The following is an 18,812-nucleotide window of genomic DNA, read 5'->3' as shown; positions in this document are numbered from 1 at the left end:
TAAGATATTTTATCAACATCATTAAATTACTTATATTTACGACCTCAGCCAATGATCTATGCAATATCATCAAAATATTTTTATTGATAAAAATGGGGAGAAAAAACAAGAGACTTTCGCTCCATAAAAATAGAGAATCACTCATGGAGGAGAAGCGAGTTCCATCCACGGAAGAAGAGCCCCAATCCACGGAAGAAAGGGTCCAATCCACGAAAGGAGAGCCCCAATCCACGGAAGAAGGTCCAATCCACGGAAGAAGAGGTCCAATCCACGAAAGGAGAGCCCCAATCCACGGAAGAAGGTCCAATCCACGGAAGAAGGGACTCCATCCACGGAAGAAGAGCCCCAATCCACGAAAGGAGAGACTCCATCCACGGAAGAAGGGACCCAATCCACGGAAGAAGGTTCCATCCACGGAAGGAGAGCCCCAATCCACGGAAGAAGAGCCCCAATCCACGGAAGAAAGGGTCCCATCCACGGAAGAAGGGACCACATCCATGAAAAAGCCGTCCCACTCCAACGAACAAACCCTCCAATCCACAAAAAAACCAGTCTAATCCATGAAAAATAAGCACCCCAATCCTCAGAAATAAAACCAATTTCCGAAAGATTGACACCTCTCCAAGAAGAAGAAATAAAATATATTCATCGTTCATTTGCACCAGATCGTTACACAGTGTTAAAATGAGGGTTGAGACTATATAGGATGTGAAAATCAATGCCCAGCTTATTGAATAAAATTTTTGATCCAAATAAAAAAGAACTTAAACATTTAGAAAAAGTTGCAAATACTGTTGAAGCATTCGCTCAAGATATGGAAAAGCTTACTGATGAACAGCTAAAAGCAAAAACGGAAGAATTTTATCAACGCTACTCTGAAGGAGAAGATTTGGATAGTATTCGTCCTGAAGCTTTCGCAGTTGTTCGCGAGGCGTCAAGACGTGTGTTAGGCATGTATCCATACTATGTACAAATCATGGGGGGCGCTACCCTACATGAAGGTAATATAGCAGAGATGAAAACTGGTGAAGGTAAGACGTTAACATCCACTTTACCTGTTTATCTAAACGCACTTACTCACAAGGGTGTTCACGTTGTAACTGTCAATGAATATTTGGCTAGTCGTGATGCTGAAACGATGCGCCCATTATATGAGTTTTTAGGATTAACAGTTGGTTTGAACTTAAATAGTATGTCCAAAGATGAAAAACGTCAAGCTTATGCATGTGATATTACTTATAGTACGAATAACGAATTAGGTTTTGACTATTTGCGTGACAATATGGTTCTTTATAAAGAAGAACGAGTTCAACGTCCTCTTTACTTTGCCGTTATCGATGAAGTTGACTCCATTTTGATCGATGAAGCGCGTACGCCATTGATCATTTCTGGACAAGCCAATAAATCAGCGGCCCTCTATAAACAATCCAACGCATTTGTACGTACGCTAAAGCAAGATGAAGATTATAACTACGATGTTGAAACAAAAGGCGTTACGTTAACGGAACAAGGGATTGAAAAGGCTGAAAGAGCATTCAATATTGATAACTTGTTTGAGTTGACTCATGTCGAGTTAAACCATGCGATTAATCAATCTTTAAAAGCACATGCAAGTATGCATAAAGATGTAGATTATGTTGTACAGGATGGGGAAATCTTAATCGTTGATTCATTCACAGGTCGTATTATGCAAGGACGTCGTTATTCAGAAGGACTTCACCAAGCGATTGAAGCAAAAGAAGGCGTGGAAATTCAAAATGAGTCGATGACAATGGCGACCATCACATTCCAAAACTATTTCCGTATGTACGAAAAATTAGCTGGTATGACAGGTACAGCGAAAACAGAAGAAGAAGAGTTCCGCAATATTTATAATATGTATGTCGTGGTCATTCCGACGAATAAGCCTATTGCTCGTGAAGACCGCCCAGATTTAATCTATGCAACGATGCAAGGTAAATTTGAAGCTGTTGCCAATGATATCGCAGAACGTCATAAAAAAGGACAACCTGTTCTAGTTGGTACGGTTGCTATTGAAACATCAGAGTTAATCTCACATTTATTATCTAAACGTAACATTCCTCATAATGTTTTAAATGCAAAAAATCATGAACGTGAAGCTGAAATTGTAGCAGAAGCAGGGCAAAAAGGTTCAGTTACCATCGCCACAAATATGGCTGGTCGTGGTACGGATATCAAATTAGGTGAAGGTGTTCAAGAATTAGGCGGTTTAGCGGTAGTGGGCACTGAACGCCATGAATCTCGTCGTATCGATAACCAATTACGTGGTCGTTCTGGTCGTCAAGGGGACCCTGGTGTTACGCAATTTTATCTTTCGCTAGAAGATGAATTGATGAAACGTTTCGGTTCTGAAAGCATGAAGAACATGATGACGAAATTGGGGATGGATGATTCTCAACCAATTCAATCTAAAATGGTTTCAAGAGCTGTAGAATCCGCACAAAAACGTGTTGAAGGGAATAACTTCGATGCACGTAAACGTTTACTGCAATATGATGATGTATTGCGCCAACAACGCGAAATCATTTATAAAGAACGTTATGAAGTTTTAGAAACAGAAAATATGCGCGGTTTAGTGGAATCTATGATTGACGAGGTTTTAGTGAATGCTGTCCATTCCTACACTGCTGAAGAAAATGCGAATGACTGGAATTTAACAGGGCTAGCCAATTTTGTAGCTGCTAACTTACTTCCTGAAGGAATGGTAACTGCCGAAAATCTCGCTGGTAAATCTCCAGAAGATATCATTGAATTCCTTCGTGCTGAAGTGAAAAAAGAATATGATCGCAAAGAAGAAGAGCTTTCCCCAGAACGTATGCGTGAATTTGAAAAAGTTATTTTACTTCGTTCTATCGATTCTAAATGGATTGACCACATTGATGCGATGGATCAATTACGTCAAGGAATTCATTTACGTGCATATGCACAAACAGATCCTCTTCGTGAATACCAAGCAGAAGGTTTTTCTATGTTTGAAGCCATGGTGGATGCCATTCGTGCCGATGTTGCGAAATATGCAATGAAAGCTGAAATTCGCAGCAACTTAGAACGTGAAGAAGTAGCAAAAGGTGAAGCTGTCAATCCAAAGGTTGATGAAAATACGCCTAAACGTAAACCAATTCGTAAAAAACAAAACATTGGTCGTAATGACTTATGTCCTTGTGGTAGCGGTAAAAAATATAAAAACTGTCATGGTGCTGGTCACTAGATGGGGTATAGAGAGGATACTGAAAAAGTCAATTTGTCTCTATCATTTTCAGTATCTTCAAGTGTAACTGACAAGGGGGCTGTCCAATGTGATTTTTGGACAACTCCTTTGTAGTTTTATCCCGCATAACGAGCAGTAAGCCCTCACCTTGAAATCTAAGTGAATTTTTATAAGCAATGAACGATTGTTGCCAATCTATATAAATTTTTTCTGTAGAGAAAGACAGAGACTCATTGTGGAATCGATTAACTACAAAAGCATTGAGGATGCGAAAAGCATAAATAATAGAGTTTCTCATTGAGGAATCAATTAACTGCAAAAGTCTGATTGATTCAACTCATATACAGTAGAAAATGGGAAATACTTACTGCATAAAGCCTTACTTTGTAGGAAGGGCTCTAATTATACAGGGATATGTTTTTTTAAGTACGATATTTATCGCAAATGTTCATACTTAATTTGTGGCAGAAGTCGTCTCCTTCTGTAGAATAATGAAATATGAAATTTATCGGAACCTATCAAGAATAATTTTGGAGGAATAAAAATGATCGAATTATCAGATGTTCGAAATGAGTTAGATAATACGGCTAAGAAATTAGCAGACTTTAGGGGGTCTCTTTGACTTAGAAAACAAAGAGGCTCGTATCCAAGAGTTAGACGAGTTGATGCTTGATCCTTCTTTCTGGGATGATCAAAACAATGCTCAAAAAATCATTAATGAATCAAAGGGTTTAAAAGATATTGTCAACGAATTTTATGCATTAGTTGAAACACAGGAAAATCTTGAAATGACATTGGAACTATTAAAAGAAGAACCTGATGAAAGCTTGCAAAAAGAGCTTGGAGATGAGTTGGAAGAATTCACCAATCGTACAGCAGAGTTTGAATTGCAATTACTTTTAAGTGACCCATATGACCAAAATAATGCTATTTTAGAATTACACCCAGGTGCAGGTGGTACGGAATCACAAGACTGGGGTTCTATGCTTTTACGCATGTACACACGTTGGGCTGAAAAACATGATTTTAAAGTGGAAACATTGGATTATTTACCAGGGGATGAAGCAGGTCTAAAATCTGTAACGCTTGCGATTAGAGGGCATAATGCATATGGCTATTTAAAAGCAGAAAAAGGTGTTCATCGGTTAGTTCGCATATCCCCATTCGACGCGGCAGGACGTCGCCATACATCTTTCGTTTCTTGTGATGTGATGCCTGAATTCACAGATGAGATCGCTGTTGAAATTCGCCCAGAGGATTTAAAAGTCGATACGTATCGTTCAACAGGTGCTGGTGGACAGCATATCAATAAAACTGAGTCAGCGGTCCGCATTCACCATTTACCAACAGGTGTTGTAGTGGCATGCCAAGCAGAACGTTCACAAATTAAAAACCGTGAAAAAGCGATGAGCATGTTACAAGCAAAATTATATCAATTAAAAGTAGAAGAACAACAAGCTCAGTTGGATGATATTCGTGGTGAACAAAAAGAAATCGGTTGGAGTAGTCAAATCCGCTCCTATGTATTTCACCCATATTCGATGGTTAAGGATCATCGCACTAATACCGAAACTGGAAATGTCCAAGCGGTTATGGATGGAGACATTGACCAATTCATCAACGCTTACTTGCGCTCACAATTGTAATGTAAAAATGAAGAAGGCTCATATTTCATAACTTTCTCTGATCTATATTAACAGACAGTAAGTCCCCAACATCAATAATCAAGTATAAGCTAGAGGGTAGTTGAGGGAGAGACTGTCTGTAAAAGGAAGAAGAAAGAAAAAAGCAAAATGTTGCCCCCATCAGTAGTTGAGGGAGAGACTGTCTGTAAAAGCCTAATTGGTTTGGCTAACATACAATAAGAGATAAAGAAAATAAATTTTGCTGATAGTAGAAATCGACAATCAAATAAACAAAAAGTACAATTCAGTGATGTGAATTCCAAAAGTTAGGTCGGAAAATCTATCTTTTAAGATTTCACCTCAATTTGAATTGTACTTTTTTACTTTGCGTGCGGATAAATGCGGATGACATCTTCTTACAGCTGACAGGCGTGCTGATTAGGAAAAAACAGATGATAAATTAAGCATAATTCTAAAAAAACACGTATTTTTAGCTCCATTTATACTGATCCTTGTTACGGCTAACCTGTTTTCTTCGAACGGTGCTTACTCGGTGAAGACGATTCAATGTCCTGCGGAAAGAGCAAATATCCTTTCCGAGAGAGCGAATAAAGTTCCCGAAAGAGCGAATAAATCCCCGGAGAGCGAATAAATCCCCAGAGAGCAAATAAATCTTCGGAAAGAGCAAATATCCTTTCCGAGAGAGCGAATAAATCCCCGGAGAGCGAATAAATCCCCAGAAAGAGCAAATAATCCCACGAACGAACAGTTGAGATACCTCAGCTTTGCTAAGGAAGCTCAACGTTCCGCCCGCAGGAAAGAGAGCAAGCCATAGCGGAAATCAACGAATACACAATATCTTGTGGAGAAAATTGAATCATCAACTTACTTTAATGCAGAACTTCAATTAAGAACATCTGTTTCTTTTTAACTTGTCAAAAATTTAGGATCGTTGTAAAATATAAAATAGAACATTTGTTCTTTATTTGGAGGTGGAATGATGTTAAAATTATCAAAAGAAGCAATCCAAATGCTAGAACAGGTTATTTACTTACCAATGGTTTTGCAGATTCTCCAAAGAGACTATCAAGCGTTTGAACAAGGAACCTTTAAATTGAAACAGCCCTATTTAAAATTAGTTGAGCAGACGATCCAATATGTTCAAAAGGAACTTGCGAATACGAAACGCTATTTGCGAAAAAATCAACTACAAGTATTACGTGGGGAACGAGATGACCTGTTTTCAGAATATATTTTTATACACCAGCGTGTACAAGATTCACGCCGTTATTCGAATATCCGTTTGCGTAACCATGTAGAAGAATTATTGTCCTATTATTTAACTAAGGCGCAAGAAATAAGTCAGTGCGAGCAGTAAATAGTAATTCGAGTGGATGATGTTTCCGCAGTATATCATCCATATGACGAAAATATAAAATGGACGCATAGTATTGCTGTCTCGAAAGAGTGACAAAACTAATCTGTTCTTCCGTGTAGACATCGTTCTTAAAATGCAGACCGATACCGTCGTGATCACCAATGATAGAATGCCCTCTGAAATTTTGCCATAAGATCCATGAATTGTGCTTCTTTTTAGGAGAAGCTGTAGGAAAGAAAATATAAAATTGGTTAATAAGCGATAAAACAATAGGGAGTTTAATCATATTTTCCTCTCTACTATTTTTGAGATGAACATTTTTGAAAATGCTGTTGGAATATTCTAAAGTAGCATCTAATTTAGTTCCTAAAGATGCACAAATCCGATTCATTAAACGGATTATTGTGCAGGGTACCACATATGTTTTTTCTAATTCTAAAATGAGCGAATAGTTATGACCATCCAAAACAATTGGTTTCAGCATGCAAATATTCGGTGTTAAACAAAAATCATAAAGATTAACGATTTCGTATTCCATCATACTTTCCTCCTTTGAGATTCTTATATCTTTTGCCAAAGAAATAGGTAATGGCCATTAATCGAATATGAATTGTATATGATATCACCAGCTTTCAACTGAAAATATGATGAGAAAATAAAAAGTTTGCAAATTCTTGATGTTTTTCCTATACTATCAAACAGTATTTGGCACACAAAAATGACAAAAGTAATCATTTAATTGGTAAAAAGGACGGTTTATCTGAACCAAATGAATAGTTTGATTGGAGCGAAAAGTTCTAAATAAACTGTTTTTTATTTGTTTTTTCGCAAAACTTTGCCAAAAATAAATCAAAAATAAATATTGAAATAACCTATATTCCTGTTTTTGGATAATTAAAGTGATTCAAGTAAGAAAGTTGTATAACGCTAAAACATATGTTCGTTATTTTCTCGATATTTGGTAACAGCTATGTTAAAATATAGCCATTAGATGGTAACGTGCGAGGAGGAAGAAAATATGGGGCAAGAATTTGATTTGCATTCGAACTATAAACCAAGTGGAGACCAACCAACTGCCATTCGTCAACTTGTGGAAGGTGTGCAACAGGGTAAAAAGCACCAAACGCTACTTGGAGCAACGGGAACAGGGAAAACTTTCACTATTTCGAATGTCATAAAAGAAGTGAAAAAGCCAACTCTTGTCATCGCACATAACAAGACACTTGCGGGACAGTTATACAGTGAATTTAAAGAGTTTTTTCCCAATAATGCGGTAGAGTATTTTGTCAGTTATTATGATTACTACCAACCAGAAGCGTATGTGCCACAAACAGATACGTACATTGAAAAAGATGCTAGTATTAATGATGAAATTGATAAGCTTAGACATTCTGCTACATCGTCATTGTTTGAAAGAGAAGATGTCATTATTATTGCATCCGTTTCTTGTATTTATGGTTTAGGTAATCCGGAAGAATATCGAGAAATGGTCGTTTCTATTCGAACAGGCATGGAAATTGAAAGAAATCAATTATTACGAAAATTAGTAGATATTCAATACGAACGAAATGATATCAACTTTACTCGTGGTAAGTTTAGAGTTCGAGGAGATGTAGTTGAGATTTTCCCAGCTTCTCGCGATGAACGATGTATCCGAATTGAGTTTTTTGGAGATGAAGTCGATCGAATTCGTGAAATCGATGCACTGACTGGTGAAGTATTAGGCGATCGTGAACATATCGCTATCTTCCCAGCTTCCCACTTCGTTACACGTGAAGAGAAATTAGTAAAAGCCATTGAAAATATAGAAGATGAATTAAAAAATCGATTAGCAAAACTACGCGCAGAAGATAAATTATTGGAAGCCCAACGATTAGAGCAAAGAACAAATTATGATTTGGAAATGATGCGTGAAATGGGTTTTTGTTCAGGAATTGAAAACTATTCACGTCATTTAACATTGCGAGAGCCAGGAGTAACCCCCTATACATTACTAGATTATTTCCCTGAGGATTTTTTATTAGTTATCGATGAAAGCCATGTTACATTACCGCAAATTCGAGGGATGTACAATGGCGACCAGGCGCGGAAAAATGTATTAGTAGATCATGGATTCCGTTTACCCTCAGCATTGGATAATCGGCCATTAAGATTTGAGGAATTTGAAAAACATATTCATAATGCCATTTATGTATCGGCAACACCAGGACCTTATGAGTTAGAACATACGCCTGAAACAGTTGAGCAGATCATTCGTCCAACGGGTCTACTGGATCCAGAGATTGAAGTACGTCCGATTGAAGGACAAATTGACAATCTGATCGATGAAATTCAACAACGTGTTGAACGAAATGAACGGGTACTCGTCACTACATTAACGAAAAAAATGTCAGAGGATTTAACGGATTATTTAAAAGAAATGGGCATCAAAGTTCAATATTTACATTCCGAAATCAAAACATTGGAACGAATTGAAATCATTCGTGAATTACGACTCGGCACTTATGATGTTTTAGTGGGCATTAACTTGTTGCGTGAAGGTTTAGATATTCCAGAGGTTTCATTGGTAACCATTTTAGATGCAGATAAAGAGGGTTTCTTACGTTCAGAACGTTCCCTTATCCAAACAATTGGACGTGCTGCTCGTAATGCGAATGGACATGTTATTATGTATGCTGATCAAATAACAGACTCCATGAGAAAAGCGATTGAGGAAACCAATCGCCGACGTACTATTCAGATGGCCTATAATGAGAAAAATCATATTATACCGAAAACCATTCAAAAGGAAATTCGGGATGTCATTCGTGCAACACAGGCGGCAGAAAAATCAGAATCATACTTAACGAAAGCAACAAATGGTAAAAAGTTAACGAAAGCTGAAAAGACAACATTACTAGAATCATTAGAAAAAGAAATGAAAGAAGCGGCAAAAGCACTCGATTTCGAGCGTGCAGCTGAACTTCGGGATACGATTTTAGAATTGAAAGCGGAAGGATGAGAATGTTGAAAAATCAAGAAATCATTGTACAAGGTGCACGAGCAAATAATTTAAAAAACATCAATGTGAAAATTCCGCGAGACCAATTAGTTGTCATGACTGGGCTTTCAGGTTCTGGAAAATCATCACTTGCATTCGATACGATTTATGCAGAAGGGCAAAGACGTTATGTAGAATCCTTATCTGCCTATGCACGACAATTTTTAGGACAGATGGATAAACCGGATGTAGATGCGATTGAAGGGTTGTCACCGGCGATTTCTATTGACCAAAAAACGACGAGCCGAAACCCTCGTTCAACAGTAGGGACCGTGACGGAAATCTATGATTATTTACGTTTATTATTTGCGCGTGTGGGGAAACCCATTTGCCCGGAACATGGTATTGAGATCACTTCACAAACGATTGAACAAATGGTTGATCGAATCGTACAATATCCAGAAAGAACGAAATTGCAATTATTAGCGCCTATGGTATCAGGAAGAAAGGGAACACATGTAAAATTATTAGAGGATTTAAAAAAACAAGGCTATGTACGTGCACGAATAGATGGAGAACTTCGCGATTTAGATGATCATATCGAATTAGAAAAAAACAAAAAGCATAATATTGAAGTAGTCATTGATCGTATTGTATTAAAAGAAGGAATAGATTCACGTTTAAGCGATTCATTAGAAACGGCATTAAAATTAGCGGATGGTCGTGTTATGGTCGATGTAATGGGGATTGAAGAGTTACTATTCAGCGAGCATCATGCTTGCCCCATTTGTGGATTTTCGATTGAAGAGTTAGAGCCTCGTATGTTTTCATTTAACAGTCCATTTGGAGCATGCCCTGAATGTGATGGTCTTGGTACGAAACTTGAAGTAGATAAGACGCTTGTTATTCCAAATTGGGATGTGACATTAAACGAAGGTGCAATTGTGCCTTGGATTCCTACAAGTTCACAATTCTATCCACAATTGTTAAAAGCTGTTTGCAATCATTATGGAATTGATATGGATATACCTCTAAAAGAAATACCAAAGGATCAAATGGATAAAATTTTATATGGATCAGGGGAAGATTATATCCATTTCCACTATGAAAATGATTTTGGAAATATCCGCGATCAGGATATTCAATTTGAAGGTGTTTTGCACAATGTAGAACGTCGTTATAAAGAGACATCTTCCGATTATATTCGTGAACAAATGGAAAAGTATATGGCACAGCAACCTTGTCCATCTTGTCATGGGCATCGTTTAAAGAAAGAAACATTAGCAGTGAAAATTGCAGGTAGACATATTGGTGAAGTGACGGAATTATCAATCAAAGAGGCTTACACATTTTTCAGCGAACTAAAGTTGTCTGAAAAGGATATGCAGATTGCACACCTAATTTTAAGAGAGATCCGAGAACGCCTTAGCTTTTTAATCAATGTGGGGTTAGATTATTTGACATTAAATCGTTCAGCGGGAACTCTTTCTGGTGGTGAAGCACAACGAATTCGTCTTGCAACTCAAATCGGCTCACGTTTAACAGGAGTTCTTTATATTTTAGATGAACCTTCCATCGGTTTGCATCAACGTGATAATGATAGATTGATTGCAACATTACAAAGTATGCGCGACTTGGGAAACACTTTAATTGTCGTCGAGCATGATGAAGATACGATGCTTGCGGCAGATTATTTAATCGATGTTGGTCCAGGAGCTGGCGTACATGGCGGTGAAATTGTTGCAGCTGGTACACCACAACAAGTGATGAAAAATAAAAAATCATTGACTGGTCAATATTTAAGTGGCAAAAAATTTATTCCTCTGCCATTAGAACGAAGAAAACCAGATGGTCGTTACTTGAAGATTAAAGGCGCCAAGGAAAACAACTTAAAGAATGTAAAAGTAGATCTTCCATTAGGTGTGTTTATTGCAGTTACTGGTGTTTCTGGATCCGGAAAAAGTACATTAGTCAATGAAGTACTTTACAAAACATTAGCTCAAAAGCTAAATGGTGCAAAAATAAAGCCTGGAGAAGTGAAGGATATTGAAGGAATCGACCAATTAGAAAAAGTAATTGATGTAGACCAATCACCAATCGGCCGTACCCCACGCTCTAATCCAGCCACATATACAGGTGTATTTGATGATATACGTGATGTTTTTGCCGTAACGAATGAAGCAAAAGTACGTGGCTATAAAAAAGGACGTTTCAGTTTTAATGTTAAGGGTGGCCGATGTGAGGCATGCCGTGGAGACGGTATTATTAAAATTGAAATGCATTTTTTACCGGATGTTTACGTACCATGTGAAGTATGTCATGGCAAACGATATAATCGAGAAACTTTAGAAGTAAAATACAAAGATAAGAGCATCTCTGATGTGCTAGAAATGACTGTTGAAGATGCATTAGAATTCTTCAAAAATATTCCGAAGATCGCTCGTAAATTACAAACGATTGTAGATGTAGGTTTGGGATACATTAAATTGGGGCAACCTGCTACCACATTATCCGGTGGTGAAGCGCAACGTGTAAAATTGGCTTCAGAGTTGCATAAGCGTTCTAATGGAAAATCTATTTATATTTTAGATGAACCGACTACAGGACTTCATACAGAAGACATTGCTCGTCTATTAAAAGTTTTACAACGTTTAGTTGACAATGGCGATACGGTATTGGTTATTGAACATAACTTAGATGTCATTAAAACAGTAGACTATATTATTGATATGGGACCCGAAGGTGGAGATAAAGGTGGGACTGTTATTGCAAAGGGAACACCAGAGCAGGTAGCTGAAACGGAAGGCTCTTACACCGGCGTTTATTTAAAGAAAATTTTACAACGAGATCGTAGCCGCATAGAAGAGGCAGTGCTAAGCGCCCAAAAATAGTCGTATATGCGACTATTTTGAATGCGATAAACAACGGAGCAACATAACCGCAAAATGTTAAATATTGCAAGGATGATTAACAATCATTCAAGCTAGAGGCAATTTTTGTTGTTTTTAATGGAGAGTATATCAGCAGTAGTCTATCCTTGCATGAACATAGCCCACTGCCAATTACATCGAGATGTAGAAGGGAATCCACTGTCTGAAAAAGCCTGATTGATTCAATTACATCCAGTTGTAAAGAGAAGGCTCCACAGTGAGAAGTTTGGATTTGGATGTTTGAACAACGCGAGAATTTCCTTGGATAATTAATGATAAAGCCATTGACAGGGTTGCTTTAAAAAAGCTCGTGATTGGATTTTGCAAGATAGTATGAAACTTTTTTCTAGGTAATTTCGTAACTATTAGTAATACGAACAAGGAGGCCATTTGGATGCAAGATGAACGTAAACGTATTTTAGACTTAGTTGAAAAAGGCACCATTTCAGCACAAGAGGCACTAGTATTATTAGAGAAGCTAGAACAACCCTCAACACAAGCAGTGGATCGTCAAGCGCAGGATACAAATGTTACAGACTCACAATCAACAACTGAACAATCTCCGTCATATCATGATACTCCATCAGATTCGCATACAAAAGGGGATTCATCTGATTCATCTACAGGGCAACAAGGACAATCGTTTGAAAAAAATCAATCTTCGAAAATTGATGAAACCTTTTTTGAAGACTTGAAAAAGGATTTTACGCAATTTAGTACTAAATTTGTCGATTTGGTCAATACGACTTTTTCAAAAATAAAAGATTTTGATTTTGACAAGACATTTGTAGAACCCACTACTTTTGAAAAAGAAGAAATCATTGATTCTACAGACTTCACCAATATTAGCATTGATATTCCAAACGGCAGTATTGATATAAAACCATCACTTGATGGAGCAGCAAAAGCCGTCTATCGTGTAAGACCTTCTTTTGTAAAATTAAGTGATAATATGGAGAAGGAATTCCAAGAGCAATTTATTTGTAAGAATGATAATGGAACGTTACGTGTCATTAGTACAACCAAGAAAATTCGTGTTGACGTTACTTTATATATTCCAGAAAAGCAATATAGTACGGCAACGATTCATCAATTTAATGGCGGTTTCACTATTCATAATATTGATTTAGAAAAGTTGAAGGTCAAAACATTGAATGGTGGAATTAGTTGTAAATCTTTTAACTTTAGAAGATTGGATCTAGAAACGGCAAATGGGGCTATTGAAGTTAGAGATGCTACTGGAGAAGAGATAGAGGCGGAAACAGTGAATGGTCGTATTTTTATTGACGGAAAGATAGGAGAAATTGAAGCAGATTCTGTCAACGGTCACGTTATTGTGACGACAACTTCTGAAGAGGCTAGAAGTGTTAAAGCACAAACTGTTGCTGGCGCAGTAGAAATTTATATTCCTAGCACCATCTCATTACAAGGCGAAGTGTCATCTAATTTAGGAAAAATGGATGTTCGGTTACCGGATGTTCAACGATTAAATGAACAAAGTCAATTTTTACAAAAAACTGTTCAATTCTCGAAAAAAGTTGAAAATACAGCCACGTTAGTCATTGAGGGAGAAACTAAAACAGGCTCAGCCGTTGTTAGATATAATTTATAAAAGATTTGAAGATCATTATTTTCTGTGATGAATAATCGCAATGAAATATAGCTTTCTAAAAAGTGATTTAAAAGTGCGCAACACTTTTAAATCACTTTTTTCTGTTTAAGTTCCATTTATCCCGCTTTAACAGGCAGTAAGACCCCAATCTCAAGATATAGAGGGAAACGAGAAAAATAGATGGGAATCAACTGCCCATAAAAGTCCGATTGGTTCGGACCAACAAGATGTATGTTCTTTTCTTTTTTTAACAAATTTCCTGTAAATTATCGAATATCTTCTAAGTAAAGACAAAAAAATATATTAAATTGATTTGAAATATTACTGTAATAATAGACAAATAGTTCAATGATATAATAAGCTTGAATGGAATTGGTTATGTTTTACTATAAAATGGGTGGTCAGAAAATGATAGAAATGAAGAATGTCTACAAGAAATACCCAAATGGAGTAGTTGCGATTAATGGACTTAATATAAAGATTAACCAAGGTGAATTTGTCTATATCGTTGGACCTAGCGGTGCAGGAAAATCGACATTTATTAAAATGATGTATCGTGAGGAAAAAGCAACTTCTGGGGAGATTTTTGTCAATGGTATGAATTTATCAACATTGAAGAACAAGGAAGTGCCTTATTTAAGAAGACAAATCGGCGTTGTCTTCCAAGATTTTAAGTTATTGCCAAGATTGAATGTATATGAAAATGTAGCATTTGCATTAGAAGTAATTGAAGAAAACCCTTCAAAAATCCGAAAACGTGTAATGGACGTGTTAGATTTAGTCGGTTTGAAGAGCAAAGTAAGAATGTTCCCAGATGAATTATCAGGTGGAGAACAACAACGAGTTTCCATTGCACGCTCTATTATCAATGTACCGAAAGTGGTTATTGCAGATGAGCCAACTGGTAACTTGGATCCTGACACTTCTTGGGAAATCATGAAGTTGTTCGAAGAGATCAATGCTAGAGGAACAACAATTATTATGGCAACGCATAATAGAGAGATCGTCAATAATATGCGACGTCGAGTTATAGCTATTGAGGGCGGTCTTATTGTTCGTGACGAACATGGAGGTGACTACGGTTATGAAATTTAGCACTGTGGGTCGTCACATCAGAGAAAGTGTCAAATCAATAGGTAGAAATGGATGGATGACTTTTGCTTCGGTTAGTGCTGTAACAGTCACTTTACTATTAGTTGGTGTGTTTATGGTCATTATGATGAATTTAAACAAAGTGGCCGATGATTTAGAAAATGACGTCGAAATCAAAGTGCTCATTGATTTACAGGCAGATGCAACAGCTGAAGAAACATTGCAACAGCAGATTAAGGGTATGACAGGTGTCGAATCAATCAAATATTCTTCGAAAGAGCATGAGTTAAACGGTTTGATCAAGGATTTTGGTGATGATTTAAGTTTATTTAAACAAAGCAATCCGCTACGCAATGTCCTTTATGTAAAAGCAGAAAATCCGCAACAAACAGCAAAAGTAGCGAAAAAAATTGATGCATTAGATAACACATATGAAGTACTTTATGGAAAAGGAAAAATTGAAAAACTATTCCACTTTTTAAATATTAGTAGAAATGTAGGAATCGTTTTGATTATCGCATTACTTTTAACGGCAACATTCTTAATCTCAAATACGATTAAAATCACGATTACAGCAAGAAGAAAAGAAATAGAGATTATGAAATTAGTAGGTGCAACGAACTGGTTTGTACGTATTCCATTTGTTTTGGAAGGTATGTGGTTAGGTTTATTAGGATCAATTATTCCAATGACAGCTGTGTCGATATTATATGCTCAGCTACACAAAGCAGTTGCACCAAGGTTACAAGGAGAAATTTTTCAAATTTTAGATGTTATGCCATTTATCTTCGAAATCGATTTATTGATTTTGTTGATGGGTGTTGTAATTGGTGTTTGGGGTAGTTTCATGTCCGTAAGAAAATTTTTGAAAGTATAATGAAAGGCTGCTCGGTTATTACCTTTCGTATGATTTGTGAAAATAGAATATTTGATAGAGATTAGGGGGTTCACTAGTTGAACAAAAAAGGAAGTAGTTTAACGAGCGTAATTACCGCAACATTAGCTCTAACATTAGTTATTCCATCTATCACAGTTAATGCAGAATCTATCAACGATTTAAAGAATAAGCAACAAGAATTGGATCAAAAAAAATCTGAGTTGAATTCTCATATTCAAGAGAAATCAAACAAGATTGATAATAATGAATCGAAAATGGATGACATGATGGAGCAGATTTCCAAGCTCGATACAAAAATTTTAGAAGCAGATAAGAAAATCTCAAATGTTTTAGGGAAGATTGATGCAACAACTTCGGAAATCCATATCCTTAAAACGTCTATTACGGATCTAGAACAAAAAATAGATGAACGTAACCAACTCCTCAAAAAACGTGCAAGGGCTATCCAGGAAAATGGTGGAAAAGTCAGCTATATCGATGTTGTCCTAAAGGCTAAGAATTTTGCTGATTTTGTCGATCGAGTATCTGCGGTCAATACATTGCTGGAAGCAGACCGATTGATCATACAAGAGCAACAAAAAGATCAGAACAAGCTTGAAGAGCAAAAGGGAACACTTGAAGAAAAGTTACAAAAGCAGGAGCTTTATCGTGATGAGCTTCATTTGCTGCGAAAGACATTAGATGTTCAAAAACAAGATAAAAACCTACTGATAGACAAGTTAGAAAATGAGCAAAGCAAACTAAAATCAGAGAAGAAATTATTGGAAAGTGAATATTCAGAGGCACTGAATATTAGCAAAGAAGTTGAAAAAGATATTGCAAAAGAACAGGCTAGATTAGCAGAGGTAGCTCGAAAACAAGCAGAGGCGGCTAGAAATTCAACTACTACCGTATCTAATGCAGGCGAAACGGGCGATATTCCTGAAGTCGCAAGCGGTACATGGACAAAACCAACGAATGGCAGACTAACATCAGGGTTTGGGTGGCGCAATATAGGGGCAGGCCCTGAATTCCATTATGGTGTCGATCTAGCCAATAAAGAGGGAACCCCCATTGTAGCTGCGGCAGATGGTGTCGTTTTTAGAGCAAGTCCATTGTCTACATACGGAAATGTTATCATGATTACTCATTCTATTAACGGACATACATTCACCACTGTGTATGCACATTTGAGTGGATATAATTCAAAAGTCGGACAGGTTGTAAAAAAGGGACAAGTCATCGGCTATATGGGGCAAACAGGACGAGCATATGGGAGCCATCTACACTTTGAGATTCATACAACGGCATGGCAAGGACAACAAGTCGGTGCAGTGAACCCGTTACGATATATATCATTATAATAAAAGAAGCTATTGAGGATAGGATATGTTTATCTTCAATAGCTTTTTTTATCCCGTGTTAACGGGCAGTAAGACCCCCACCTCAAGGTTTAGAGAGAAACGAGAAAGATAGGTTGGGGATCAACTGCCACATGCGCCCGATTGGTTTGGGCGGGCAGGATGTTGGTCACTCAGCTGTTGCCACAGGACGTGGCGCTCTTCACTTAAGTTCTTCTAGTTCAGTGGAGGATGAAGAAAACCCCCCCACTGATGGGAGGCCACTGAAAAACTATAGAATCTCTATTTTCATTGATAAAAATCCATCTTTTCTTTAATTTTATAAACTAAAAAAGATTATTTTTATCATTTTTTTGAAGATGCATTGACTTTTTCAGTGGCCACCACTGATGGAAGCTTCATTTTATTAAAAATAGAAATTTAAATGAGTTGTTTTTGTTGCAAAATGCAATCATTTAATATACGGTATAGGGTATAAGGTGCGCCTAGGGGGAGAATAATAAGTGCAGATAACTGAATGGTATAACATCAAATCACTTACAATGCCATCAACTTGGGTTTCTTTTCTCCTTAGTATTGTCATAGTTGGTCTGATATTAGGTATATTATATAAAAAAGAAGTTGTATCTATTTTTGTTGATGCGATGCTTGAGCTTATATTAATTTGGAAATTTAGCGTGATTGTCACAGATTTTTCATTAGTTATAAAGCATCCGTTAACAATGCTTTACTTCAATGGTGGTATGATTGGATTAATAATAGGTATGTTGTATATGCTATTGACACTTTGGAAAAAATTACGAAGACGAGGTTTCATAGAAGAAGATTTACAATCCTTATTTTTAGCCAGTATTCTTAGCCAAAGTTTTTATCAAATATGGATGGCTATTTTGAATGATGCTCTATTATGGCAAAAAGCTTTGACAATCATTAGCTTTTCGTGTTGGATGTTGATAGCATTTTGGAAAGGTAAAGCAGGTTCTATATGGCATATGCAATTGTTACTTCTATTCTTTTGTACACATTTGTTCATTGCTTCACTACAGCCATTGGGTATTTGGCAAGTATCTGTATTGGTGACATTGCTGCTCGTCTTATTCAGGATATTTTTGCAACCTAGGAGGATATAACGTTGAAAAAGAAAATTTTTGGATTACTATTAATATTAGCGTTAATTGCGATTGCGTTAACAAATTTAGTGAAATCTAAAGTAGCTGAAGGGGAGAAAATGGATACATCTTCTACTCAAGTTTCAACCGAGGTCAATAATAAAACCAAAAGCGGGATTGAAATTAATCAAATGGCTCCAGATTTCTCTTTAAAAACACTTGATGGAAAAGAAATAAAACTTTCTGATTATCGTGGACAAAAAGTTATCTTAAATTTCTTTGCCACTTGGTGTCCACCGTGCAAAGCAGAAATCCCTCATATGGAAAAATATTATAAAAAACATGCGAAGAAAGATCATGTTGAAATCCTTGCTGTGAATTTAACCAAATCGGACAAAGATGAAGATTATATTCGTGATTTTATAAAATCGTATGAAATGACATATCCAGTTCTATTAGATACAAAAGGAGAACAGCAAAAACAATATGAAATTATGACGATTCCCACTACATTTATCATAGATACAAAGGGAGTGATCCAAAAGATAATTAAGGGGCCAATGGATCAAGAAATGATGATAAAAACGATCGCTTCTATAAAATAATAAAGACGTATCCA

At 36.7% G+C, this 18,812-nt stretch carries 14 protein-coding genes; 13 read left to right on the top strand and 1 reads right to left on the bottom strand.

Annotated features, from left to right (window positions below):
* Positions 1 to 143: 143 nt before the first annotated feature.
* The 4 genes from FEZ13_RS09340 to FEZ13_RS09325 all read left to right on the top strand — a co-directional run bounded on the left by FEZ13_RS09340 (position 144) and on the right by FEZ13_RS09325 (position 6,232).
* Entirely contained in the window at positions 144 to 557 is a 414-nt protein-coding gene (locus FEZ13_RS09340) for a hypothetical protein (protein ID WP_146552393.1), read from the top strand.
* A gap of 161 nt (positions 558 to 718) precedes the next feature.
* Positions 719 to 3,229, top strand: a complete 2,511-nt coding sequence (gene secA / locus FEZ13_RS09335) for a preprotein translocase subunit SecA (RefSeq protein ID WP_146552392.1) — start codon at positions 719 to 721, stop codon at positions 3,227 to 3,229.
* 547 nt (positions 3,230 to 3,776) lie between these two features.
* A protein-coding gene (gene prfB, locus FEZ13_RS09330; RefSeq protein WP_146552791.1) for a peptide chain release factor 2 occupies positions 3,777 to 4,875 on the top strand; the annotation gives its coding sequence in 2 pieces (ribosomal slippage) (positions 3,777 to 3,848 and positions 3,850 to 4,875; 1,098 coding nt in all).
* Positions 4,876 to 5,854: 979 nt separating this feature from the next.
* On the top strand, positions 5,855 to 6,232 hold the full coding sequence (locus FEZ13_RS09325) for a YhjD family protein (protein ID WP_146552391.1): 378 nt from the start codon (positions 5,855 to 5,857) through the stop codon (positions 6,230 to 6,232).
* On the opposite strand, the gene FEZ13_RS09320 is transcribed toward FEZ13_RS09325, so the two are convergent.
* Complete coding sequence (locus tag FEZ13_RS09320; protein ID WP_186725827.1) at positions 6,198 to 6,770, bottom strand: competence protein ComK; 573 nt, start codon at positions 6,768 to 6,770, stop codon at positions 6,198 to 6,200. The two genes, FEZ13_RS09325 and FEZ13_RS09320, sit on opposite strands and share 35 nt — an antisense overlap.
* 480 nt (positions 6,771 to 7,250) lie before the next feature.
* On the opposite strand from FEZ13_RS09320, the gene uvrB reads away from it, so the two are divergent.
* The 9 genes from uvrB (at position 7,251) to FEZ13_RS09275 (ending at position 18,798) form a co-directional block, all read left to right on the top strand.
* A complete protein-coding gene (gene uvrB, locus FEZ13_RS09315; RefSeq protein ID WP_146552390.1) occupies positions 7,251 to 9,233 on the top strand; it encodes an excinuclease ABC subunit UvrB in 1,983 nt (660 codons plus the stop codon).
* Positions 9,234 to 9,235: 2 nt separating this feature from the next.
* Positions 9,236 to 12,103 (top strand): excinuclease ABC subunit UvrA, encoded by a 2,868-nt coding sequence (gene uvrA, locus FEZ13_RS09310; protein WP_255473085.1) that lies wholly within the window; start codon positions 9,236 to 9,238, stop codon positions 12,101 to 12,103.
* Positions 12,104 to 12,536: 433 nt separating this feature from the next.
* Entirely contained in the window at positions 12,537 to 13,754 is a 1,218-nt protein-coding gene (locus FEZ13_RS09305; protein WP_146552388.1) for a DUF4097 family beta strand repeat-containing protein, read from the top strand.
* Between the two features lie 408 nt (positions 13,755 to 14,162).
* Positions 14,163 to 14,849, top strand: coding sequence for a cell division ATP-binding protein FtsE (gene ftsE / locus FEZ13_RS09300; RefSeq protein WP_146549619.1), 687 nt, complete (start codon positions 14,163 to 14,165; stop codon positions 14,847 to 14,849).
* Complete coding sequence (gene ftsX / locus FEZ13_RS09295; RefSeq protein ID WP_146552387.1) at positions 14,839 to 15,723, top strand: permease-like cell division protein FtsX; 885 nt, start codon at positions 14,839 to 14,841, stop codon at positions 15,721 to 15,723. The genes ftsE and ftsX overlap by 11 nt, the downstream gene beginning before the upstream one ends.
* 77 nt (positions 15,724 to 15,800) lie before the next feature.
* Entirely contained in the window at positions 15,801 to 17,087 is a 1,287-nt protein-coding gene (locus FEZ13_RS09290) for a murein hydrolase activator EnvC family protein (protein WP_146552386.1), read from the top strand.
* 131 nt (positions 17,088 to 17,218) lie between these two features.
* Entirely contained in the window at positions 17,219 to 17,401 is a 183-nt protein-coding gene (locus FEZ13_RS09285) for a hypothetical protein (RefSeq protein WP_146552385.1), read from the top strand.
* Positions 17,402 to 17,587: 186 nt separating this feature from the next.
* On the top strand, positions 17,588 to 18,214 hold the full coding sequence (locus tag FEZ13_RS09280; RefSeq protein ID WP_146552384.1) for a hypothetical protein: 627 nt from the start codon (positions 17,588 to 17,590) through the stop codon (positions 18,212 to 18,214).
* A gap of 2 nt (positions 18,215 to 18,216) precedes the next feature.
* Complete coding sequence (locus FEZ13_RS09275; RefSeq protein ID WP_146549615.1) at positions 18,217 to 18,798, top strand: peroxiredoxin family protein; 582 nt, start codon at positions 18,217 to 18,219, stop codon at positions 18,796 to 18,798.
* Positions 18,799 to 18,812: the final 14 nt, after the last annotated feature.

Source organism: Rummeliibacillus sp. SL167 (assembly GCF_007896505.1).
Lineage (GTDB): Bacteria > Bacillota > Bacilli > Bacillales_A > Planococcaceae > Rummeliibacillus > Rummeliibacillus suwonensis.
Note: the sequence above shows the minus strand (reverse complement) of the source record. Positions and strands in the feature narration are given on the sequence as shown.

Excerpts from the sequence above, each read along its gene's own strand:
- FEZ13_RS09325 (WP_146552391.1), top strand. The coding sequence starts at position 5,855 with ATGTTAAAATTATCAAAAGAAGCAATCCAAATGCTAGAACAGGTTATT.
- FEZ13_RS09340 (WP_146552393.1), top strand. The coding sequence starts at position 144 with ATGGAGGAGAAGCGAGTTCCATCCACGGAAGAAGAGCCCCAATCCACG.
- FEZ13_RS09305 (WP_146552388.1), top strand. The coding sequence starts at position 12,537 with ATGCAAGATGAACGTAAACGTATTTTAGACTTAGTTGAAAAAGGCACC.
- uvrA (WP_255473085.1), top strand. The coding sequence starts at position 9,236 with ATGTTGAAAAATCAAGAAATCATTGTACAAGGTGCACGAGCAAATAAT.
- FEZ13_RS09285 (WP_146552385.1), top strand. The coding sequence starts at position 17,219 with ATGCGCCCGATTGGTTTGGGCGGGCAGGATGTTGGTCACTCAGCTGTT.
- ftsE (WP_146549619.1), top strand. The coding sequence starts at position 14,163 with ATGATAGAAATGAAGAATGTCTACAAGAAATACCCAAATGGAGTAGTT.
- secA (WP_146552392.1), top strand. The coding sequence starts at position 719 with ATGCCCAGCTTATTGAATAAAATTTTTGATCCAAATAAAAAAGAACTT.
- FEZ13_RS09320 (WP_186725827.1), bottom strand. The coding sequence starts at position 6,770 with ATGGAATACGAAATCGTTAATCTTTATGATTTTTGTTTAACACCGAAT.
- ftsX (WP_146552387.1), top strand. The coding sequence starts at position 14,839 with ATGAAATTTAGCACTGTGGGTCGTCACATCAGAGAAAGTGTCAAATCA.
- uvrB (WP_146552390.1), top strand. The coding sequence starts at position 7,251 with ATGGGGCAAGAATTTGATTTGCATTCGAACTATAAACCAAGTGGAGAC.